The sequence below is a fragment of the Brevibacterium sp. genome (genome assembly GCF_052105255.1).
GTDB lineage: Bacteria > Actinomycetota > Actinomycetes > Actinomycetales > Brevibacteriaceae > Brevibacterium > Brevibacterium linens_B.
In genome coordinates, this window is sequence record NZ_JBQDYQ010000003.1 from 85,633 (window position 1) to 105,984 (window position 20,352).

Below are 20,352 nucleotides of genomic sequence, written 5' to 3' on the forward strand. Positions count from 1 at the left end.
TTCATCGTGTCGCTGCTGCTCTCAAGCGTGTTCAATGTCGCCGCCCCGGAACCACAGACCGGGGCCGTTGACACCATCGCCTACCCGAACATCTCTGCCCACCGTGGCGGGAAGACCATCTACCCGGAGAACACGCTCACCGCGTTCAAACAGGTGGCGGCGAATCATCCGGGGCAGATGCTCGAGTTCGATGTGCGCTACCTCAAAGACGGCACCGCAGTCGTCATCCACAACGCCACCATTGATGCCACAGCCACCACCACCGGCACAGTCGCAGACATGACATTGGCCCAGTGGAAGAAGGTGCGCATCAAGGATCCCGCCGGGGGAACTGCACCCACGTCCACCCTGCAGGAAGTCCTCGACGAGTTCGCCGGCACCGGAGTCGTCATGGAGCCGGAACTGAAAGACCATGACCAGGCGGACAGGTTCATCGAGCAGCTGTGGCCGTACCGGCATGATCTGATCGTCCAGTCCACGAACCTCGACAACCTGAAACGGTTCGTGAAATCCGGGTTCCACACCCTCCAAGTCACCTCGGTGCCCGAGACCGTGGACATTATCCCCGGCATCTACGCCCTCGCCGTTCGACACACAGTGCTCACCCCAGCGATTGTCGACATGATCCACGACAAGGGGCTGCCTGTGTGGGCGTGGACACCGAACACGCAGGCCGCCGTCGACGACCTCCTGAACATGGGTGTTGACTCCGTTTGCACCGATGATCCGAGACTGTCAGTGGAAAGAGAACCCAATGGATAAAACTTCGCGCATACTCCGAACAGTCGGCTCCATTGTGTTCCTCGCCGCCGGAGCCTTCTACGTTTTCGCCCCGCCTAACACCACCACGTCATTCTTCGATACCCCCGCACCAGCAGTGGCGTGGGGGTGGGTGTTCGCAGCGGGGGGACTCGTCTCCCTCCTCGGTACGCTATCCCGGATCGTTCACGTGGAACGCCTGGGAGTACTCTTAGTCATCGTCGCCGCAGCCATGCTCACCGCCGGCCAATCCCTAGTCATGTTCGGCACAGACGAAATCACCTGGACCCGCGGAGGCGGCACCCTCGTCTACTTCGGATTCGGCCTCTGGGCCTTCGAACGCTGGTGGAAACTCGGCCGTGATGAAAGAGCTATCAACGATGTTGCAGATGCGAGGTAGAGATGGATGCAGAGATCATCAAGTTCATCATCGGTGGTGGCCTCACCGTCCTCGTCGGCGCAGTCGGGAAGTTCATCTACGACCTGATCCAAGGCCGTGTCATCAAAGAAGACTCCGCGGTCGCCCAGTGGAAGGGCATCGCCGAATCCCGGCTGCAGGAGATCCGCGAGCTCCGACGTGAGCTCGGCTGGTATCGCGGCGTGTACCCACGTCTCTGGCATGCCTACGAGCGTCTCGAGCCGCCAGACAAAGAGAAGTTCCCGACCGTCCCACCACCACCCGACCCAATCCCGGACAGCCCCTCCCAGTGAGGGGCTTTCTCATACCCGAAAGGAGGGCGCATGGCTTGGAGAGTCGCACGAGCACTCGACAAACTGCTCGCCCAGATCAACGCCTACGCCCCGAACCGATCCAAGATCAGTGACGGGTCCATCGGAGATACCGCTCATAGTTCCAGAGTGAGCGACCACAACCCGGACTCCCGCGGCATCGTCCATGCGAGGGACTTCACCCACAGCCCTGCCACCGGTTTCGATGCTCACGCGTTCGTCCGCCGACTCGCCAAGGCCGGGGACCGGCGCATCAAGTACCTCATCTCGAACCGACAGATCAGCAACCCGTCCATCAGTGGTGGCCGTTGGCGGCCCTACTCCGGCAGTAACGCACACACCCAGCACGCTCACGTGTCCTGCGTGTACGGGGCACTCGAAGACAACACCGCCAACTGGCCCGGCCTCGGCACGATCGCCGGCACCATCACCGAACCCACCACCCCCACCTCACCAGCCAGATCGGAAGGGATCCTCGGCATGACGAAACTCATCAACAACCGGTCCACGAAGAAACAGGCAGTCCCCGTCAAGGGACACCGAGTGCTGCGCACCAACGGCAACACGAAATCCGCGATCGCTGTCGGCCCCGTCGACTACGCCGTCACCGCCACTGTCACGGCTGAGGGACTCGCCCCCGGCAAGTCTCTGTACCTGCGGGTCGTGCGCGCCGGCTACAAATCCGGCAAGGCACTCAAAGTCGGCCGCACCATCGCCTACGAAGAGTTCAACGGCACCACCGGCAAAACATTCGCCTCGATCACAGCGATCGGCCAGCTCGGCAAGGAATACCCTAAGGGATATAGCAACCGCGTCTACCTCCTCGCCGAAACCAACCAGGCCGGAGTCACCATCACCGACGTGCGGGTCGAGGGCCTGCGCAACTGAAAGGACAGCATCATCATGGCAAACCTCACCACCCGAGAATTCTGGGCGTCCACTGCCGAACGTGCCGTACGCACAGCCGCGCAGACCGCGATCGCCCTCATCGGTACCGACCAAATCGGCATCCTCAACCTCGACTGGGGACAGATCATCTCCGTCGTGGCCACGGCCACGATCCTCTCCCTCCTCACCTCGGTCGCCGGTGACACGGCAACGAAGAACGGGCCAGCCTTCGTCCACGCCGAGGGCATCGGCATCGAAAACGCCGAAGCGGAAGAAGCTCTCAGGCGTGAACGTGCCGGCGAGACCATCGACACCTCGACCGCAGTTTCATTCGTCACCGACGCCTCCGAAGGTGACAGCGAGGAAGGATTCGAAGACGATCTCGGAGAACTCTCCGAGGAAGAGGTCGCCGCCGGCAACGACGAACAACTCGAGGAGCTCGCCGCCGACGAGGTGGACGACACCCCACCGGCCGAGGGTTACCGGCCCCGGCACTGACCTCGGCGACACCACGGCCCCGGCCTCACCCTGACGGTGAGGCCGGGGCCGCTTTGTGTGTCCGGAGCCACTGCGCAGTGCATCACAGAGGAAGTCTTAACGCGGTGCTTCTTTGATAAGATCCGGTAACCGCACAACCGCTCAGTTAGTCACGTTCGCGCTGGAGGCACATAAATGGAGATCGGTCTCATCGGCATCAACAAATACTCGAAGTATTTGAATTTCGCCTGCGATCTCCACGCCTACGCGTTCCAAGAGTTCTTGTCTCAGAACGGGTACTCAGCAACTCTTCTCGATTACAAGCCGGTCGACCATGACAACTTCGATATGCGGCATCCTGCCAAAAATGCGGAGAAGGACTACGTCGAGGCAATCAAGAAGAAGGCGAGCCCGGCAACGTTGGATCGGCTCGGAAGCCTGGCGTACGGTTATCGGACCGCGGGCCCAGAACGAGAGCGCCGACTCGACAAGTTCGAAGATTTCGTCCAGCAACGGATGAGGTTCACTGGGGAGCAGTACGATTCGGATTTGCTCGAGGTCGAAGATCCCGGCTTCGACTGCTACATATGCGTTACCGATGTGATCTGGCAGTCACTTCCCAAACACGACTTCGACCGAGGTTTCCTCCTCGGCAGCAAAGCGTTTGAAGGGAAGCCGAAGATTGCGTACGCCGCCAGCCGTGGAGCGGCAAAAGACTTCACCCCCGACCACGAGTCCCTGTTCTTCGAGTACCTCGACGACATCGACACCATCACCGTTCGGGAACGAGACTTCAGCGAATACATCGAAGCCCGGTCAAACAATCACGCTCCACTAGTTGTGGACCCGGTGCTGTTGCACGACCGATCTTTCTGGGACGAAGTGGCAGTCGAGCCGTCCGAGGAACGATACCTCGTTCTCTACTACGTGATGGAGCGGGCCACGGACACGATCGACAAAGCCGTCGAATACGCGAAGCAACATGATCTAACAATCATTGAGCTCTCAGATAGGCCATTCAAGTTCGGCAAGATCAATGACCCTGACGTGAAGCACGTTTCGCGCTACGACATCGGGATGGACGAGTGGCTTGGCTATATCCGAAACGCTGAAGCTGTGTTTACAAATTCGTTCCACGGCTGCTGCTTCTCGATGATCTTCGAGAAGCTCTTCTTCGCAGGACGCCGGAACGGTCAGAAAGTTCCGAACTTCTTAGCCCAATTCGGTCTGGACAGTCAACGGTTCGGCCCGGACACCGAGCTTGACAGTCTCCCTGCCGGCATCGACTACGGAGTAGCCGCAGAGACCCTCGCACGCATGCGCCAGGAGTCATCTGATCTGATCCTGCAAGCGTTGCGTGATGCCGAGCAGCGTCTCGAAGCCGACACGGCCGGGAACGCGTCCAAACATGATCGCCGCCGGCGAGCACTCACCTACCCGGTGATCTTCAACAGCGGAGAGACCGGCGCGGTCGCTGACCGTGTCCTCCGCGAAGACGAGGACGTCAAGGTCACCCAACTCAAGAGTGGTCGCCTCGAGTACTCTCGGCGAGGGCGCCGCTTTACGAACGATGGAGGAGCGCTCGTTGAGCGCGGACACTTCTCGCGTCCTGGGCATGAAGTGTCCGGATGGACTCTGCGTTTCAGGGTCGACAACCGATGGTTCTGGTACTTGAAAGACGGCACGGTCGCACCCGCAAGCACGTCAGGATCTGAAATCGAAAGCCGGAAGCGTGTGTTCAAGTCCGGTGACAGAATCCCTCACCTGCCGGTGAACAAAATCAGCGTCGTCGTGCTCATTGCCCAATGGTGTGAAGCAACGTCATTGACTTCACGGTTCCGACGCCGCCTCAGCGTGTCATAGCCGTCAGTTACTGTCCGATGTATGACCGAGGACTACGGCACAGCGACCTGGCGGTATTGGCAGGAGATCCGAAACGATGCCGGCGCCCGCGGTTCGTACCGCGATCGTCCGCCGGTCGCGGTGCGTGCCCGTGTCGTGTTCGAGCGTGACGGCGAAGTGTGGCTCGACGGGATTGCGACGCGACTCGGGTTCGATGGTGCGATCTTCGTTGAGCTCAACGATCGGCGCATGCAGACAGTGGGCGCGTGGTTGCCACCGGATGATGTGTGGTGGGAGGGGAAGCGGGCCTAGACGGCGTCCTCCTCGGCTTCCCACCGCTCGTATTCGGCGTTCTCGGCGCGTTCGTCAGCTCGAGCCTTGCGAATACCTCGGCGCACACCTTCTTCGATGACGAAGATCGATACGAAGAGAGCCACGAACACGATGACCGCGACGGCGATGATGGGACCGATTACTTCCATGGTGTCTCCTGGGTCTACTTGAACTTCTTATTGGGCTTGTAGTTGAAGACGGACTGACCGTCTCGGTACGCAGGCTGGTTGCGCGCTTCTTGCTCTTTGCGTTCGTCGATGCGTGACCATCGCATTCCGATGCGCACGCCGGCACCGATGACGAATATGAGGATGACGAGGCTGAGCGCCCAGATGATGAGCGTAGCTATTGCTGATCCCATTGTGTTCTCCTGTGGTGTGGTGCGGGCATGATCGGATCATAGGTCCGCCTGTGATGCCGGGGAGTGCGACTACGCACTTAGTGTCCGATTCGTTATTGAGGCAACTGTGGGCGGGCACTTCGTGGGCACAATTTGGGCACATCAGTCCGCAACGCGACCATCGAGAACCACCTAGGAAACCAGGATAATCAACGATCACGTCGTGTCCTGGGCTTCCAATCGGGTTCAAATCCCACCGGCTCAGTCATTGCGGAGCCATTCGTCGATTCGTCGGTCGATGTCAGCTGCTTCCGCGATCGCCTCTTGGTAGAGCTCGACGGCTGCTGTGGTGATGGGGCGGCCGGCGACGGCGTCGTCGGCGATGCGTCTGGCCCAGTGGTCTCGGTGGCCTTCTGCTCTCTCGTGTGCACGCCGGAGGGTTTCGTATTCGGTGAACGTGGTGCTCATGATGATGTCCTTTCACGCGGCGAGGAGGGCCATGGCTGCGGCTCGCTTCTCGTCGGAGACTTTGGTGTAGATCGCGGTGGTTGAGAGGTTGGAGTGGCGCATGAGTTCTTGGACGACGCGGACGTCGACGCCGCGTTCGAGGAGTGTGGTGCCGAACCAGTGGCGGAGTCGGTGTGGGCCGCCGGTGACGCCAGCGCGCCGCATGGCTTTGCCGACGAGGTCGCTGGCGCTGTTGGCTTTGACTGGCCCGACCGTGGTGGTGGAGGGGAACCAGTAGCCTTCGCGGGGCATGAGGCGGGCGAATTCTCGGACGGCCTCGGCGAGCGGGAGTTCGGCGTAAACGCCGCCTTTGCCGGTGACCCTCACAATGTTCTGCTGGAAGTCGATGTCTTCTCCTTGGAACTTCGCGGCCTCGTGGATGCGCAGCCCTTGGTATGAGCAGAGCAGGATCATGGCGCGTGTCTTGAGGCGCAGTGGCAGGTCGAGGATCGCTTCGAGCTCGTCGGGGGTGACCGGGCGGGGGAGGCCCCGCTGGGCTTTAGGTGCGGGGAGTTTCTTCGTTATGTCGACGTCTGTGTATTCCATCTTGATCGCCCACGACCAGAACGCGCGCAGGTGGTTGAGGTACGTCAACCGACTCGAGTTCGACAGATCGTCTCGGCCGAGCTCGCGCAGGAGATCCGTGATCGTGAGGTCGAGTGGCTCCTTGTGGAGGCGGATGAACAGCATCCGACGTTCGTCAATTGTTCTCTTCGACAGGCCCTGCGCGGTCATCCACGCACACCATTCTTCAACTATTGGGGAAGTCATAGAGACAACGTAAGTATTGCCAATGGGGGATTCCATACGTTGATGCTGAACCGTTATGAGGTGTCTCACTAGACGGCCCTCCGGGTCGGACGCAGCGGCACGACGGGAGCCGGCGACCGCTCGGGGAGGGGCACGACATTGGGTGATGGAAGGTTGGCTCTCTTGGGCGAAAACCCAACCTTAGGATCAGAAGGTTGGGGGTTCGAATCCCTCGTGGCGCACAGACGGAGAGTCCCTCACCTGGCAGGATTGCTGGTGAGGGACTTTTTCGTGTGCCTGGAGTCGGGTCGATCTGATGGCTTATAGGCCAAAATGTGTGTACAGAATAGCCGGCTTGCCCAGCAGGCAGCAGGGCAACACCGGGTTGAACATGACTTCTGATCCGGAGGTTGGGTTCTGTTGGGTGCTGAGATGAGGAAAGCCCGTCGCCATCGTGAAGAGCTCGGTGAGGTCATCGAGGTGGTCGCCGACCGGCCCGGTCCGAAGACCGTGACGGGGTTCGTCCTCGGGTGGGTGCTCTTCACAGCTCTGACATTCATCAACCCGGGGGAGATGCCGCTGCTGGCGGTTGCTCCGGGCATCATCTTCGCGGTGATGTTCGGTCTGATCCTTCTCTATCTCTCGGGTGAGCGACTCATCGTCTGTGAGCGCGGGATCCTTGTCGGTTCCATTGCTCCTGGCAGTCGTCCCTACGCCATTCCCTATCAGCAGATCACGCCCGGCAGCATTGCCGGGGTCGCCGGTGCGAACAGATATCTCAAAGAAGTCAGGCTGCAGGGGGCAGAGGTCGCAGTCGACGCCGCGAGCGTCGTGGTGGACGAGGAATGGTGTCCACTTCGTTGCCTGTTCGGCCGAGGACGCCAGGCGCGGACGCAGACGTTTCACACTGGCGCTCGACCCGATTCCACGGTCGATCGACGGTCGCTGGATCTGGTTCGCGGGGACCGGCCGACGCCCCGCAGGCGCGGCGGTCGAGGCCATCGCTCGGGCCGCCTCGGCGGCGGGGTATGCGCAGCTGGCTCAGGTCGCGCTCGATCGCGGAGTCGTCGAGCTGACCGGCAACCCCGAGGACGCAGCACGACAACTGCCCGGCCACCCTCCGGTCGGCAGGGGTGGAGTCAGATAGCTGGGACTTGGCCCACCGGCGGCCGGGCGTCGAGTCATCTGGCGGCGAGAACGGCCTCACGCTGTTCCGTCGACAGGCGTTTGACGGCCTCCCTGATCGTCACTCCCGAGGCACGGTGGGCACGCGGGAGGATCCAGTCGAAGACGAGGTCGGGGCGTTTGCGCGAGGTATCGTGCAGAACCCAGCCGATGGCCGTGCGGACGAAGAATTCCTTCTCCTCGAGCATCGCATCGGCGAATCGGGAGAACCTGTCGAAGTCGCCGCGGCCGTGTCGCAGCGGGACCAGGTGCGCCAACAGGGCCGAGTCGCGAATCCAGAAATCCTCATCGCTCGCCCAGCGCTCCAGGGCGGGGTCGAAAGCGGCATCCCGTTCGCTCAACGGCTCGATGAGGTCCCCGGCCAGAGGGTCGACGAGCGCCCAGGTCATCGCCTCGCGGAGTAGGCCCCCGATGAAATCCGCATCCCCGCCGCCGAGGCGGTCCTTCGACTGGATGAGTACCATTGTGGCCGCGGCGCGTCGCTCGTGGACGGGTGTGGGGTGCCCTGCTGGCCCGGCGCCTGTGTCCGTTGGTTCAGCGTTGCCGGCCGAGTCGTCCGACGACGTCGGCGCGGCCCAGAGGGTTCGGGCGAGATCGATGACCTCATCGTGGCTGAGCTTCGCTGTGCGCAGAGCGGTGCGAACGACGGCATGAGTATCGGGCACGCTCACCCCGTAATGGAGGAGTTCGCTCTTGAGGTAGGCCTTCTCCTTCTGGGCGCGTTCGCTGCTGCCACGGGCGCGCAGATCTCGGTCGACCGCCTCGGCGAGGGTCTGGACGTTGTACCGGGAATCGGAGGTCATGGAACGAATCATTCCACGGTCGCACCGCACCGCACGGCATCGTGCGGACGCGGGCGCTGCAGCTCGCGGTGAATGCGAAACGGCCGGCAGGCGGACTCCGTCGATCACATTGATCGGGGAGTGCGCCTGCCGGCCGTTCTCTGTTCTCAACCGGAGGCCGCGAGTCTCATGCTGCGCAGTGTCTCCGGAAGTCTTTCACCATCCGGCGCGGACGGGGCTCAGCCCTACCGGCACCGGCGTCGGGCGCGTGACCTCAGTCCGTTCCTGCGTCGAAGGCGGCGGACAGGCCTGCGCGGTCGCTGGCCTCGTCGACGTCGACAGTGGAGTTCGCGATCTCCTCGGCGCCGCCGGCCTCCAGTGAGCCCACGAGTTCCGAGGTCGGCCCGGATACGATGCCCATGGCCGCGTACTGCTCGAGACGGGCACGCGAATCAGCGATGTCGAGGTTGCGCATGGTCATCTGGCCGATGCGGTCCTCGGGGCCGAAGGCGGCATCGCCCACGCGCTCCATCGACAGCTTCTCCGGGTGGTAGGACAGGTTCGGGCCCTCGGTGTTGACGATCGTGTAGTCGTCGCCGCGGCGCAGGCGCAGGGTGACCTCGCCGGTGATCGCCGAGGCGACCCACCGCTGCATGGACTCACGCAGCATGAGCGACTGCGGGTCGAGCCAGCGTCCCTCATACATCCGGCGGCCGAGGCGGCGGCCCTCTTCGTGGTAGAGGGCGATGGTGTCCTCGTTGTGAATGGCGTTGAGCAGGCGCTCATAGGTCACGTGCAGCAGCGCCATGCCCGGAGCCTCGTAGATGCCGCGGGACTTCGCCTCGATGATGCGGTTCTCGATCTGGTCGGACACGCCCAGGCCGTGGCGGCCGCCGATCTCGTTGGCCTTGAAGACCAGGGCAACGGGATCGTCGAAGACTTCTCCGTTGATGGCGACTGGGCGGCCGGCCTCGAAGCGGACCGAGACCTCTTCGGACTTGACCTCGACGTCGTCACGCCAGGCGGCGACGCCCATGATCGGTTCGACGATGTCGAGTCCGGCGTCGAGGAACTCGAGGGTCTTCGCCTCGTGGGTGGCGCCCCAGATGTTCGCATCCGTGGAGTAGGCCTTCTCGGCCGAGTCGCGGTAGGGGTAGCCGTGCTCGACGAGCCATTCGCTCATCTCCTGCCGGCCGCCGAGCTCATCGACGAACTCCGAGTCGAGCCACGGCTTGTAGATGCGCAGCTTCGGGTTGGCCATGAGTCCGTAGCGGTAGAACCGCTCGATGTCGTTGCCCTTGTAGGTCGAGCCGTCGCCCCAGATGTCGACGCCGTCTTCCTTCATGGCGCGCACCAGCATCGTGCCGGTGACAGCACGGCCGAGGGGAGTGGTGTTGAAGTAGGTCTTGCCGCCGGAGCGGACGTTGAACGCACCGCACTGCAGGGCGACGAAGCCCTCCTCGACGAGCAGACGCTTGGCGTCGACGAAGCGGGCGATCTCGGCACCGTATTCCTTGGCGCGTTCGGTCACCGAGTCCAGGTCGGGCTCGTCGTACTGGCCGATATCGGCCGTGTACGTGCACGGGATGGCCCCCTTGTGGCGCATCCACGCGACCGCGCAGGAGGTGTCCAGTCCGCCGGAGAAGGCGATTCCAACGTGCTCACCGACTGGGAGCGAAGACAGTACTTTCGACATGGCACCAGCGTAACGGCATTCGCCGCCGAATGTCGAATTGTTATGCATTGGAATGTATTTTTATGTGAGTGGGGTGAGTGAGGCGATGGAATCTCGCCGAGGCGGCCCCGCCGATTGCTATCGTGAACAGGTGACGAAACTTCCCGCACCTCAGTTCACCGTCCGCACTGAGACATCCGGTGACATCGATGCCATCCACGCATCCGGCTACGGAATCGAGGGCCTGTCGTTCGTCGGCGTCCTCGATGGTGAGGTCATCGCCCACGCCATGCTCTCCCGGTGCTTCGTCGGAGAGGCGCCCGGAGTCTGCCTCGCGCCCTGTTCCGTGTGGCCCGAGCACCGGCGCCGGCACCCCCGTCATCGAGGCGCTCCTCGCCGAGGCGGCCCGCAGCGGTGAGGCATTCGCCGTCGTGCTCGGTCACCCCGAGTACTACCCGCGCTTCGGGTTCACACCGGCCTCGGGATTCGGCATCACCCTGCACGTCGAGGTTCCCGACGAGGCGCTCATGGCGATGTCGTTGGCCGGCGAGGTGCCTGCGGGTGCCCTGGCCTTCGCGCCAGAGTTCGGGGTCTGATCCGGGGCCGCCGCGCCTCACCCCGTTCGCCGGAAAGATCCACGCCCGACCCAGCGCCACCTACAGCTTCGCGCGGTGGGCGCGGATCGCCTCGGCGACGGCGATGGCGTCACCTTCGGGAGCGTCGGACTTCCGATCCGGACGTGCCGTGAACAGGTAGATGAATCCGGAGACAAGCACGACGACCAGACCGATGAGCACGATCCAGTCGGCGAAGAACGATCCGGAGTCGCCGGGAAGCGAGAGCAGGACCATCGCGAAGATGCCGTAGGCCAAGGCCGCGATGTTGACGACGATGCCCCAGCCTCCCAGCGACCACGGCCCCGCCGGTTTCCACCCGCGCAAACGCTGACGCAGCGCCCCGAGGACGACCATCTGGAAGGCGAGGTAGATGCCGAGGATCGCGAACGAGGTCACGGCGACGAGGATTCCGTCGTTGAACCAGATGAGCACGCAGATCAGAGCGGGTGCGGTGCAGGCGACGATGAGGGCGTTGTGTGGGATCTTCGTTCCGTCGGTGACCTTCGACAGCCACGTGTGCCCGGGCATCATGCCGTCACGGGCGAAGCTGAAGATCAGTCTCGATGCGGCGGCCTGCAGGCTGAGCACGCACGAGATGAACGCGAGGATCGCAACGAGCAGGAAGATCTTCGCACCGACATCGCCGAGGCTGCCGGCGAGGATCGCGGGAATCGGGTCGGCGACCTCGCCGGCGACGATCTCCTCGAGATTCGGTGCCGCGAGCACATACCCGCCGAAGGAGAACAGTGCGGAGATCGCTCCGACGAAGATCGTCATGAGCATCGCCTTCGGAATGCCGCGGGCCGGATTCGACACCTCCTCGGCGACGTCGCCACACGCTTCGAATCCGTAGAAGAGGAAGAGCCCAGCGACTGCGGCTCCCATAAAGACGGGCAGGTAGCTGCCGTCACCGGCGGTTCCCATGGTGTCGAAGAAGACGGAGAAGCTGTGCTTGCGTTCGAAGATGAGCAGGAACAGGCCGAGCCCGATGACGCCGATGAGTTCGGCGAAGAGGCCGATGCGCGCGATGCGGGCCAACCATTTCGTGCCCGAGAAGTTGATCGCCAAGGCCAGCACCAGCAACCCCAGGCCGAGGAACAGAGTGGAGTTGCGGCTGAGTTCGAGGCCGAAGAGGCTTGCGAGGAATCCAGCACCGAATTCCGCCACCGAGGTGATCGTGACGATGAGTGCGCAGATGTAGATCCAGGCGGCCATCCACGCATATCGCTTGCTCCACAGCCGCCTCGCCCATGGGTAGATTCCGCCGGCGATGGGGAACTGGGAGACGACTTCACCGAAGACGAGGGCGACGAGCAGCTGCCCGCAGGCGACGATGACGATCCACCAGATCGAGGGCGGACCACCGGTCGACAGTGCAACGGCCAGCAGCGAATAGACGCCGACGAGCGGTGAGAGGTAGGTGAAGCCGAGGGCGAAGTTCGCCCACGGGCTCATCGACCGCTCGAACGAGTCACCGTAGCCGAGGACGGCGAGGTGGTCGGAATCGGAAAGATGGCCGTCGGCACGATTGCCCGCGGAGGTGTGAGCGCCCGCGGGATGGTGGGCATTCGAGGGGAGATCGGACATGATGCAGTTCCTTCATTCGAATCGTCGTTGATCCTGTGCTGTTCACATCGTATCTCCGATTCTCACCTGCGGAAGCGTTCTCGTCCGTGCGGCTGATCGCGATTTCCGCCTCGTGGCGGAGGTACCGAACGACGGTGAGTCATAGCGTGGAATCACAGGCACGGACCACCGATGAAACCGCGGACGCCGTGTAGGAGCAAGGAGGAATCGTGAATACGCAGACGCACACTCAGGCAGGATTCGCCGAGGAGGTCGACGCGAAAGGGCGACCACTCGCCGTCGCGCCCTCCCGGGTCCCGTGGCTCGAGATCGGCATCTTCGCCGTCATCGCCTTCGGCCTCGCGTGGCTGGCCTGCCTGCCGCTGTGGACTTCGGGCGAGGGCATCAGCGACCCGCTCGCCGTGACGGTCTTCGGCGGACTCATGATGTTCACACCTCTGGTCGCCAGCATCATCGCCTCCATCGTCCAGCGCCGCCGCGCCCGTGCCAGGGGAGAGGTCTTGGCCAGCGCTGCCCGCTACTTCGGCTTCTGGCCGTTGCGTCCCTTCGGTCGAGTCATCGGGGTGACCATCGCGGCCTTCTTCGGCATCATGGTTCTCGTCGTCCTCGGCTATCTGGTCAGCGCGGCGTTCGGATGGCTCACGCTCGACCTCACCGGGCTGTCCGCGTTCAAGGAACAATTGGCCACACTCCCGGGCATGGAGTCGGTGCCGATTGCGGTGGCTATCCTCGGTTATCTGCTGCTCATGCTCGCAGGCTCGATATCCAATTGCTTCGTCACGATCGGTGAGGAATTCGGTTGGAGGGGGTGGCTGCTCACCAGCCTCCGCCCCCTGGGCACCTGGCCGGCTCTGCTCATCGTCGGCGTGGTCTGGGGACTGTGGCATGCACCGCTCATCCTGCTCGGCTACAACTTCAACCGCCCCGACATCATCGGCCTGGGACTCATGGTCGGCGGCTGCATCATGGTCGGCATCCTCTTCGGCTGGTTGCGCCTGCGCACCGGATCCGTCTGGCCGGCGGTCTTCGCTCACGCGGCACTCAACGGATCCACCGGCATGTTGTTGGCCTTGGTCATCGATGCGGGGGCCTCGACTCCCGACCCGGCGCTCATGACTCTCCTCGGGGTTTCGGGTTGGATCATCTCCGCTGTCGTCATCGCCACACTCGTTCGGACGGGGCAGTTCCGGAGGCAGCCGGAGCTGGGAATCAAGAAAGCCGCCCCCGCCGCACCAGATCACCGGCAGACCGTCTGATCACCATCGAAATATGACGCCGGGGCCGGCCTCGAAATTGAGGCACGGCCCCGGCGTCCGTTAGGCTCAAAACCCCATAGACCTAAGGAGTCCCTTGTGATTTTTGGCCCATCGCTGCTGCAGACGGCAGGACGTATGCTCACCGCACCGATCTTCATCACCGGCGGACTCTCGGCTGTGAAGGATCCCGCGGGCAAGGTGGCGATGGCCGAATCGACTCTCGATTCCATCCGCGAATTCGTCCCCGGACTGCCCGATGACAACGAGCTGCTCGTGCGCATCAACGGCGGCGTGCAGATCCTCGCCGGTGCCACCCTCCTGCTCGGCATCAAGCCGCGACTCTCGGCACTGGCGCTCGCCGGGTCCCTCATCCCGACCACGCTGGCCGGGCACTCGTTCTGGGAGATGGAGGGCGGCGACGCGAAGGCCCACCAGACCCAGTTCTCGAAGAACCTCGCGGCCCTCGGCGGACTGCTTCTCATCGCCGGGGACAGTGGCAACGCCAAGGCCATCGAGAAGGCCGCAAAGAAGGCAGCGAAGAAGGCCGAGAAGCGCGCCCTCAAGCAGGCCTGAGGTCAGTGATGGTCTGTGTGCTCGAAGTTGCGGACGATCCGTGCGGACAACCTCGGTGAATTTCAGCACAGATCGTCCGCATCTCGGCGTTCGCTCAGCACCTGGCGCGCCCACCACCAGTCGCACCAGCCTTCAACCGAATCCGCCGCCCCCCTGAAAATCGGCCGGGAAACGCCTATGCTCAAGGCATGGCCAAGGCACTTCTCATCGTCGATGTCCAGAATGACTTCACCGAAGGCGGCGCGCTCGGTGTGACCGGAGGTGACGCCGTCGCCGAAGGCATCAGCGCCCACCTCGCCGCACATGCCGGCGACTATGACGCCGTCATCGCCTCCCGCGACTGGCACGATGCCGACAACGACAACGGCGGCCACTTCAGCGACTCCCCGGACTTCGTCGAGTCCTGGCCCGTCCACTGTGTCGCAGACACCGAGGGCGCAGCTTTCGACCCGCTCCTCGACACCTCTGCCATCACCCACGAGATCCGCAAGGGGCAAGGCAAACCCGACTATTCGGCTTTTCAGGGGATCACGGAAACGGGGAGCCGCCTCGGCGAGCTTCTCAACGAACTCACCATCACCGAGGTGGATGTCGTCGGCATCGCCACCGACCATTGCGTACGCGCTTCGGCCCTCGATGCGCTGAACGCGGGACTGAGCGTTCGAGTGCTCACCGACCTCATCGCGGGCGTCGGGGGAGACTCGAGCACGGCGGCACTCGCGGAGGTCGAAAAGGCAGGGGGCGAGCTCGCCTGAGCCGCTGACTCTCCACCCGTGCCGTAACCTCAGCCGCAAGCATCACCCCAGGTCAGGGCATTTTCTCCATCGAAAGTTGCAGATCGAATCCGAACTCGCAGGCGATGTGTGTGACTCCTTAGATTGATGGACTGGAGTCATGAACTCACCACTGGCGAAAACCGCACATACGCTGACATCGAAGCGCGGTTCGTGGCTCGTCCTCGGCGGGATCGTCGTGCTCGTCGCTCTGCTCTTCGGACTTCTGTCCGGGGCAGGGAAGGACCGACCCAGCGAAACTGCTCCGGCCGACTCCGAATCGACGCAGGCCCAGACAATCCTCGACAAATTCCCCGAGGCGGACAAACAGTCCGTCATGGTCGTGGCGTCGAATGAGGACGGATCCGAACTCTCTGCCGACGACCAGGCGCAGCTGAAGAAGCTCGGCGGCTCGCTCGGCGATTCCGTCGGCGACGAATCCTCGGAGACCGTGACAGGACCGATCCTCAGCGACGACAAACAGGCCGCGCTGCTCATGGTGCCGATCACGGTGGGCCTGACGAACTCGGACACCGCGAAGACCGTCGACGACCTGCGCACCGCCATCGCCGACGACCCGACCGCTCAGTCGCTCACAGACGACGGTATGTCTCTGCTGGTCACCGGCGGTCCCGCGATCGGCGCCGACATCGCCTCGGCGTTCAACGGTGCGGACTTCACCCTGCTCATCGTCACCATCGTCATCGTCGCGCTGCTGCTCATCATCACCTACCGTTCGCCGGTCCTGTGGCTGCTGCCGCTCATCGTCATCGGCACCGCCGACGGACTCGCCTCGACCGTGACCGCGGCCGTCGGCGACTGGCTCGACCTGCAGTTCGATGCGGGCATCATCAGCGTTCTCGTCTTCGGCGCCGGCGCGAACTACGCGCTGCTGTTCATCTCCCGCTACCGCGAGGAGCTGCGTCGCTTCGTCGACCACCGCTCAGCACTCGCCGAAGCTTGGACCCACACCGCGTCGACGATCCTCGCGTCGAACCTCACCGTCGTCCTGTCCTTGCTCAGCCTCGTCTTCGCAATCATCCCCGGCACCCGCGGACTGGGCATCACCGCAGCCGTCGGACTGCTCATCTCCGCAGCCGCCGTCCTCTTCGCATTGCCGCCCGTGCTCGCGATCTGCGGAAAGACGATGTTCTGGCCCTTCATCCCGAAAGACGAGCGGACCGCGGATGAAGAGACGACCCCGGCCGAGGCGGCCGCCGCGAACCGTGGAACCGCACCTGGGGATGGCACCGCACCTGCGGGTGCGGCCAAGCCCTCGATCTGGCGCACGATCGCCACCCGCGTGGTGCGCAAACCGGGGCTCCACCTCGGCGCCGGGATCGTCATCCTCGGTGTCATGGCCACCGGCTTCATCGGGTCCTCGATTGGTCTTGACCAGACCGAGAAGTTCCGGGTCCAGTCCGAATCGGCTCAAGGCCTCGACGTCCTCGCCGACCATTTCCCACCCGGCGAATCCCAGCCGATCTGGATCGTCGCCGATACCGACCATGCCGATGACGTCGTCGATACGGTCAGCGATATGGACGGCGTCGTGCGCGCCGCGCCGATCGAGGACACGAACATCGATGGCACCTCGGTCACGAAGATCATGGTCACAGGCGAATACGAACCCGACAGCGCGAAGGGACTCGACCTCGTCGAGGACATCCGCAGCGACGTCCACGCCATCGACGGAGCCGACGCTCAGGTGGGCGGCGCCGCGGCCACGGAGCTCGACGCTCGCGACGGCAACCAGACGGACTTCTTCACGATCGTCCCGATGGTCCTGGCGATCAGCTTCATCATCCTGCTCGGCATCCTCCGTGCCCCCATCGCGGCGTTCACTCTGCTGCTTGTCAACGTGGTGTCCTCGGCTGCGGCGATCGGGCTCGGTGCCTTCCTGTCACGGACGATCTTCGGCCAGTCCGCCCTCGATGCGCAGGTGCCGATCCTCGCGTTCCTCTTCCTCGTGGCTCTCGGCATCGACTACTCGATCTTCCTCGCCCACCGGGCGAAGAAGGAGTCCGTCGTCCACGGCGGACGCCAGGGCATGGTCGAAGCCGTCGCGCACACCGGTGGAGTCATCACGAGTGCCGGCATCGTCCTGGCCGGAGTGTTCGCGGCGCTGGGCATGCTGCCTCTCATGGTCCTCGGCCAGCTCGGCCTCATCGTCGGAGTCGGCGTGCTCGTCGACACGATCATCGTCCGCACCGTCATCGTGCCCTCGATCTTCGGACTCGTCGGCGACAGGATGTGGTGGCCGAACAAGGAGATCACTCATTTCGATGAGGGTGGTGCTGGTGGTGAGGCCGGTGGCGCTGGCCGCGCTGCCGGTCCCGGGCAGGCAGATGACGTCGACGGTTCCGCCGTCGACTCGGAGCCGACCCACCTGCTCGCCGAGCAGGAGCACGCAAACAGTGGTTCCGGCTCACACCGCGGTCGGCACTGACTTCGCGGGTCGAGCCTCGAACACATGTCAAAGTGAGTTGCCGGGCCCGGGCGGCGGGGAGACTCATCGTCCGGGCCCGCACCGCCGGCGGAGGCCCGGCCTTCGCACCATTTCGTCGCCCGGCGTGCCACCGACCGCGGGCATTCACACGACTTCGCCACCGGGATGTGGTTGAGTTGGCAGGGAGAATCGTGAGTACGGACCAACGTACGCAACAGCATCGCCTCGGCACCAACGCCTACGAGGCGGATCTGCAGGAAGGTGGCAGCGTGGGCGGGCGCAGATGGACGGAACGGACGATGGAGATCGGCCAACATGCCATCGCGCTCGTCCTCGTGCTCATCTCCTGCATCCGCGCGATCACCACCGGCGCCCCGATGCTCGCCGCGATCGCCGTGAGCGTCGTCTTCCTCGCCTGGTACGCCCTGGGCGCGGTCCGCGCTGCCCGAACCGGAGCGCTGGTGCTGGCGAAATGGTGGCTCATCGTCCTCGCCGCAGCGTGGCTGTGCACCCTGCTCGTCTCCGCCGAGTTCATCTGGGTCGCCTTCCTCCTCTGGCTGCTCGCCGGTCACCTCTTCTCCCTGCGCATCGCCATCGTCTTCACTGCCCTGACCTATATCGCGACCATCGTCGCGCCGCTGGCCCACTATGGTCAGGTGCTCCCGCCGAGCATCATCGGCTCGCTCATCGGTGCCGTTTTCGCGCTGGGGCTCTCCCGCGGCTACATCGAACTCCTCCGTGAAGGTCGTCGCCGGGAGGAACTGCTGCGCTCCCTCGAACTCGCCCACCAGAACCTGCTCGACCTCCAGGACGAACTCGCCCTGACTCAGCGGCATGCCGGCGAGATCCAGGAGCGCACCCGTGTCTCCCGCGACATCCACGACACGATCGCGCAGTCGATCTCGTCGATCCGCCTCATCGCCCACGCCGAGGCGGAGCGCACCACCGATGACCACGCCGGGCAGGTGCTCGCCCAAGTCGAGGACCTCGCCGCGCAGAGCTCCCGCGACGTCCGCCGCATCATCGCCGCCCTCGCCCCGGCCGAACTCGAGGACGGTGCGCTGACCGCGGCGATCCGGCGGCTGCTCGCCAGGCTGGAGGAGGACAGCTCGATCACGGGTCGCCTCGACGTCGACGAGACCCTGCCGACCCTGTCCGCCGAGGCGGAGGTGGCGCTGCTGCGGACCGCGCAATCGGCTCTGGCCAACGTTCGCCAGCATTCGCAGGCCACACGAGTGATGGTCAGCCTCATGGACCTCGACGGGGCGATCAGAATGGACATCGTCGACGACGGGGTCGGAATGGCCGATCCGCACAACCGGCAGCGGAACCCCGATTCGGGATTCGGCCTCGACTTCATCGGCTCCAGGATGCGCGAACTCGGCGGTGAACTCGTCATCGAATCGAGTCAGGGCTCCGGGTTCGCGATCTCCGCGACCCTGCCCAGCCAATCCCAGGTGCACACCCGGGGTGAGGGACTCAACCCCGCCGTCGAGGGCACGGACGCGGATTCGGGCCGCCGCCTCGGCGAGGGTGAGGGCACAGGCTCGGACGGGGCGGGCACGGATGAGTCGGGCCGCCTCGGCGAGGGTGATATCAATTCAGGGGAGACCCGCGATCCAGGAGAGAACGCATGAGCATCCGAGTCATCCTCGTCGACGACCATCCGGTCGTGCGGGCGGGTCTGAAATCCGTCATCGATGCTCCGGACCACATCGCTGTGATCGGTGAGGCCGGAAGCGGTGAAGAAGCGCTGACGGTTGTCGACGATCTCGACCCTGATGTCGTCCTGTGCGACCTGCGGCTGGGGGAGGGGATCGACGGCATCGAGGTGACGAAGCGGCTGCGGGCACGGCAGAACCCGCCGGCGGTGCTCATCCTCACCACCTTCGACCTCGACTCGGAAATCATCGCCGCGATCAACGCCGGGGCCTCGGGGTACCTGCTCAAGGACATCGACCCGGGGGACATCTCTACGGCGATCGAGAAGGCGGCGAAGGGGGAGACCTATATGCCTCCGGAGATCTCGTCGAAGGTCTTCGCGGCGATGCGCAATCCCAGCCCGAAGCTCACCCGGCGCGAACGCGACGTCGTCAGACTCTTGGCCACAGGGGCGTCGAACGCGCAGATCGCGCAGGAGCTCTTCGTCACCGAGGCGACGGTGAAGAGTCACCTCGTCAATGTGTTCACGAAGCTCGGGGTGGATTCCCGTGCCCGCGCCATCCGCGTCGCCGAGGACCAGGGGCTGGTGTAGAGGCCTCGCTTCTCGCAGTCTCCGCCGAGTTTAGGTCGCTATCGGATGTTTGAAGCCGAATATAGGTCACCATCGGAGACTTCTGAGCGAATAAAGTATCCGATGGTGACCTATATTTGCGGGCTGGGTGGACCTGCTGATCTCAATTACTCGTTCGTGAACCGAGTGAACTGCGCTTCATCGTTGACCGAGGTGCCTCGGTATTCCTGCTGTTGCCCACTTGGCACCAGGTCTTGGTAGTAGCCGAGCCGATTGCCCCAGGGATCAGCGAAGTCGACAAAAGCGACGACTCCAGGCAGCTGTGACGGTTCGGACCCTTCTATCCCGGAGGAGTCGAGAAACGACAACGCCTTGCCCAGATCGAGCACACGAAAACGGACTCGGTTGAGCAATGGGGCTGCTGGGTCTTTCCCTGACACCTGAAACCAGCATTCTTGGCCGGGGATCGGAGCCCACTCGAAGAAGTCGTCGTGCGGCTCGAACTCCGGCTCGCGACCGAACAGCGAGCTGTAGAACGATCGCGCTGCGGCGGTCTCGCCGGTCGGCACGCAGACCTACAACGTGAAACCCGCAGTC

General features: G+C 63.7%; 24 protein-coding genes. 15 read left to right on the plus strand and 9 right to left on the minus strand.

Annotated elements, in window-relative coordinates; genetic code table 11:
* The first annotated feature begins 6 nt into the window (after window positions 1–6).
* The 7 genes from ACTIIH_RS01835 to ACTIIH_RS01865 all read left to right on the plus strand — a co-directional run bounded on the left by ACTIIH_RS01835 (window position 7) and on the right by ACTIIH_RS01865 (window position 5,007).
* Complete coding sequence (locus tag ACTIIH_RS01835; RefSeq protein ID WP_441450217.1) at window positions 7–762, plus strand: glycerophosphodiester phosphodiesterase; 756 nt, start codon at window positions 7–9, stop codon at window positions 760–762.
* Window positions 755–1,159, plus strand: coding sequence for a hypothetical protein (locus ACTIIH_RS01840; protein ID WP_441450218.1), 405 nt, complete (start codon window positions 755–757; stop codon window positions 1,157–1,159). The genes ACTIIH_RS01835 and ACTIIH_RS01840 overlap by 8 nt, the downstream gene beginning before the upstream one ends.
* 2 nt (window positions 1,160–1,161) lie before the next feature.
* Window positions 1,162–1,470, plus strand: a complete 309-nt coding sequence (locus ACTIIH_RS01845; protein WP_172171065.1) for a hypothetical protein — start codon at window positions 1,162–1,164, stop codon at window positions 1,468–1,470.
* Between the two features lie 30 nt (window positions 1,471–1,500).
* Window positions 1,501–2,376 carry a hypothetical protein gene (locus ACTIIH_RS01850; protein ID WP_441450219.1) on the plus strand — a complete coding sequence of 292 codons (876 nt, stop codon included), beginning with the start codon at window positions 1,501–1,503 and terminating at the stop codon, window positions 2,374–2,376.
* Between the two features lie 15 nt (window positions 2,377–2,391).
* The gene (locus tag ACTIIH_RS01855; protein ID WP_441450220.1) at window positions 2,392–2,874 is read left to right on the plus strand and encodes a holin; all 483 of its coding nucleotides are present in this window, start codon (window positions 2,392–2,394) and stop codon (window positions 2,872–2,874) included.
* A 174-nt stretch (window positions 2,875–3,048) separates the two neighbouring features.
* Window positions 3,049–4,716, plus strand: coding sequence for a polysaccharide pyruvyl transferase family protein (locus ACTIIH_RS01860; protein WP_441450221.1), 1,668 nt, complete (start codon window positions 3,049–3,051; stop codon window positions 4,714–4,716).
* Window positions 4,717–4,737: 21 nt separating this feature from the next.
* Entirely contained in the window at window positions 4,738–5,007 is a 270-nt protein-coding gene (locus ACTIIH_RS01865; RefSeq protein WP_441450222.1) for a hypothetical protein, read from the plus strand.
* Here the strand turns inward: ACTIIH_RS01865 and ACTIIH_RS01870 are convergent.
* The 7 genes from ACTIIH_RS01870 to argG all read right to left on the minus strand — a co-directional run bounded on the left by ACTIIH_RS01870 (window position 5,004) and on the right by argG (window position 10,288).
* Complete coding sequence (locus ACTIIH_RS01870) at window positions 5,004–5,177, minus strand: hypothetical protein (protein ID WP_441450223.1); 174 nt, start codon at window positions 5,175–5,177, stop codon at window positions 5,004–5,006. The genes ACTIIH_RS01865 and ACTIIH_RS01870 overlap by 4 nt on opposite strands.
* Before the next feature lie 14 nt (window positions 5,178–5,191).
* On the minus strand, window positions 5,192–5,389 hold the full coding sequence (locus ACTIIH_RS01875; RefSeq protein ID WP_441450224.1) for a hypothetical protein: 198 nt from the start codon (window positions 5,387–5,389) through the stop codon (window positions 5,192–5,194).
* A 240-nt stretch (window positions 5,390–5,629) separates the two neighbouring features.
* Window positions 5,630–5,836, minus strand: a complete 207-nt coding sequence (locus tag ACTIIH_RS01880) for a hypothetical protein (protein WP_441450225.1) — start codon at window positions 5,834–5,836, stop codon at window positions 5,630–5,632.
* Between the two features lie 12 nt (window positions 5,837–5,848).
* Complete coding sequence (locus ACTIIH_RS01885; RefSeq protein ID WP_441450226.1) at window positions 5,849–6,610, minus strand: tyrosine-type recombinase/integrase; 762 nt, start codon at window positions 6,608–6,610, stop codon at window positions 5,849–5,851.
* Window positions 6,611–6,946: 336 nt separating this feature from the next.
* Window positions 6,947–7,627, minus strand: a complete 681-nt coding sequence (locus ACTIIH_RS01890; RefSeq protein ID WP_441450227.1) for a hypothetical protein — start codon at window positions 7,625–7,627, stop codon at window positions 6,947–6,949.
* 179 nt (window positions 7,628–7,806) lie between these two features.
* Entirely contained in the window at window positions 7,807–8,613 is an 807-nt protein-coding gene (locus ACTIIH_RS01895; RefSeq protein WP_441450228.1) for a DNA alkylation repair protein, read from the minus strand.
* A gap of 253 nt (window positions 8,614–8,866) precedes the next feature.
* A complete protein-coding gene (gene argG, locus ACTIIH_RS01900; RefSeq protein ID WP_441450229.1) occupies window positions 8,867–10,288 on the minus strand; it encodes an argininosuccinate synthase in 1,422 nt (473 codons plus the stop codon).
* Window positions 10,289–10,418: 130 nt separating this feature from the next.
* Here argG and ACTIIH_RS01905 point away from each other — a divergent pair, with 130 nt between their 5' ends.
* Entirely contained in the window at window positions 10,419–10,685 is a 267-nt protein-coding gene (locus ACTIIH_RS01905; RefSeq protein WP_441450230.1) for a hypothetical protein, read from the plus strand.
* Between the two features lie 13 nt (window positions 10,686–10,698).
* Window positions 10,699–10,863, plus strand: a complete 165-nt coding sequence (locus ACTIIH_RS01910; RefSeq protein WP_441450231.1) for a hypothetical protein — start codon at window positions 10,699–10,701, stop codon at window positions 10,861–10,863.
* A gap of 60 nt (window positions 10,864–10,923) precedes the next feature.
* Here the strand turns inward: ACTIIH_RS01910 and ACTIIH_RS01915 are convergent, their stop codons facing one another.
* Window positions 10,924–12,471, minus strand: a complete 1,548-nt coding sequence (locus ACTIIH_RS01915; protein ID WP_441450232.1) for an APC family permease — start codon at window positions 12,469–12,471, stop codon at window positions 10,924–10,926.
* A gap of 209 nt (window positions 12,472–12,680) precedes the next feature.
* Between ACTIIH_RS01915 and ACTIIH_RS01920 the strand changes: the two genes are divergently transcribed.
* From ACTIIH_RS01920 to ACTIIH_RS01945, 6 genes are all read left to right on the plus strand, one after another.
* Entirely contained in the window at window positions 12,681–13,727 is a 1,047-nt protein-coding gene (locus tag ACTIIH_RS01920; protein ID WP_441450233.1) for a CPBP family intramembrane glutamic endopeptidase, read from the plus strand.
* Between the two features lie 96 nt (window positions 13,728–13,823).
* Window positions 13,824–14,300 carry a DoxX family protein gene (locus tag ACTIIH_RS01925; RefSeq protein ID WP_441450234.1) on the plus strand — a complete coding sequence of 159 codons (477 nt, stop codon included), beginning with the start codon at window positions 13,824–13,826 and terminating at the stop codon, window positions 14,298–14,300.
* Between the two features lie 188 nt (window positions 14,301–14,488).
* Window positions 14,489–15,055, plus strand: a complete 567-nt coding sequence (locus ACTIIH_RS01930) for an isochorismatase family protein (protein WP_441450235.1) — start codon at window positions 14,489–14,491, stop codon at window positions 15,053–15,055.
* A 139-nt stretch (window positions 15,056–15,194) separates the two neighbouring features.
* Entirely contained in the window at window positions 15,195–17,522 is a 2,328-nt protein-coding gene (locus ACTIIH_RS01935) for an MMPL family transporter (RefSeq protein WP_441450236.1), read from the plus strand.
* Between the two features lie 191 nt (window positions 17,523–17,713).
* Window positions 17,714–19,159: a histidine kinase gene (locus tag ACTIIH_RS01940; protein WP_441450237.1), complete on the plus strand. Its 1,446-nt coding sequence runs from the start codon at window positions 17,714–17,716 to the stop codon at window positions 19,157–19,159.
* Entirely contained in the window at window positions 19,156–19,776 is a 621-nt protein-coding gene (locus ACTIIH_RS01945) for a response regulator (protein WP_441450238.1), read from the plus strand. The genes ACTIIH_RS01940 and ACTIIH_RS01945 overlap by 4 nt, the downstream gene beginning before the upstream one ends.
* A gap of 146 nt (window positions 19,777–19,922) precedes the next feature.
* Here the strand turns inward: ACTIIH_RS01945 and ACTIIH_RS01950 are convergent, their stop codons facing one another.
* Window positions 19,923–20,324: a VOC family protein gene (locus tag ACTIIH_RS01950; RefSeq protein WP_441450239.1), complete on the minus strand. Its 402-nt coding sequence runs from the start codon at window positions 20,322–20,324 to the stop codon at window positions 19,923–19,925.
* Between the last annotated feature and the right edge of the window lie 28 nt (window positions 20,325–20,352).

Bases quoted from the DNA above. Each gene is read 5' to 3' on its own strand.
- ACTIIH_RS01865 (WP_441450222.1), top strand. From the start codon at position 4,738: ATGACCGAGGACTACGGCACAGCGACCTGGCGGTATTGGCAGGAGATC.
- ACTIIH_RS01870 (WP_441450223.1), bottom strand. From the start codon at position 5,177: ATGGAAGTAATCGGTCCCATCATCGCCGTCGCGGTCATCGTGTTCGTG.
- ACTIIH_RS01860 (WP_441450221.1), top strand. From the start codon at position 3,049: ATGGAGATCGGTCTCATCGGCATCAACAAATACTCGAAGTATTTGAAT.
- ACTIIH_RS01895 (WP_441450228.1), bottom strand. From the start codon at position 8,613: ATGACCTCCGATTCCCGGTACAACGTCCAGACCCTCGCCGAGGCGGTC.
- argG (WP_441450229.1), bottom strand. From the start codon at position 10,288: ATGTCGAAAGTACTGTCTTCGCTCCCAGTCGGTGAGCACGTTGGAATC.
- ACTIIH_RS01885 (WP_441450226.1), bottom strand. From the start codon at position 6,610: ATGACCGCGCAGGGCCTGTCGAAGAGAACAATTGACGAACGTCGGATG.
- ACTIIH_RS01935 (WP_441450236.1), top strand. From the start codon at position 15,195: ATGAACTCACCACTGGCGAAAACCGCACATACGCTGACATCGAAGCGC.
- ACTIIH_RS01850 (WP_441450219.1), top strand. From the start codon at position 1,501: ATGGCTTGGAGAGTCGCACGAGCACTCGACAAACTGCTCGCCCAGATC.
- ACTIIH_RS01840 (WP_441450218.1), top strand. From the start codon at position 755: ATGGATAAAACTTCGCGCATACTCCGAACAGTCGGCTCCATTGTGTTC.
- ACTIIH_RS01930 (WP_441450235.1), top strand. From the start codon at position 14,489: ATGGCCAAGGCACTTCTCATCGTCGATGTCCAGAATGACTTCACCGAA.
- ACTIIH_RS01880 (WP_441450225.1), bottom strand. From the start codon at position 5,836: ATGAGCACCACGTTCACCGAATACGAAACCCTCCGGCGTGCACACGAG.
- ACTIIH_RS01945 (WP_441450238.1), top strand. From the start codon at position 19,156: ATGAGCATCCGAGTCATCCTCGTCGACGACCATCCGGTCGTGCGGGCG.
- ACTIIH_RS01845 (WP_172171065.1), top strand. From the start codon at position 1,162: ATGGATGCAGAGATCATCAAGTTCATCATCGGTGGTGGCCTCACCGTC.
- ACTIIH_RS01915 (WP_441450232.1), bottom strand. From the start codon at position 12,471: ATGTCCGATCTCCCCTCGAATGCCCACCATCCCGCGGGCGCTCACACC.
- ACTIIH_RS01855 (WP_441450220.1), top strand. From the start codon at position 2,392: ATGGCAAACCTCACCACCCGAGAATTCTGGGCGTCCACTGCCGAACGT.
- ACTIIH_RS01890 (WP_441450227.1), bottom strand. From the start codon at position 7,627: ATGGCCTCGACCGCCGCGCCTGCGGGGCGTCGGCCGGTCCCCGCGAAC.
- ACTIIH_RS01875 (WP_441450224.1), bottom strand. From the start codon at position 5,389: ATGGGATCAGCAATAGCTACGCTCATCATCTGGGCGCTCAGCCTCGTC.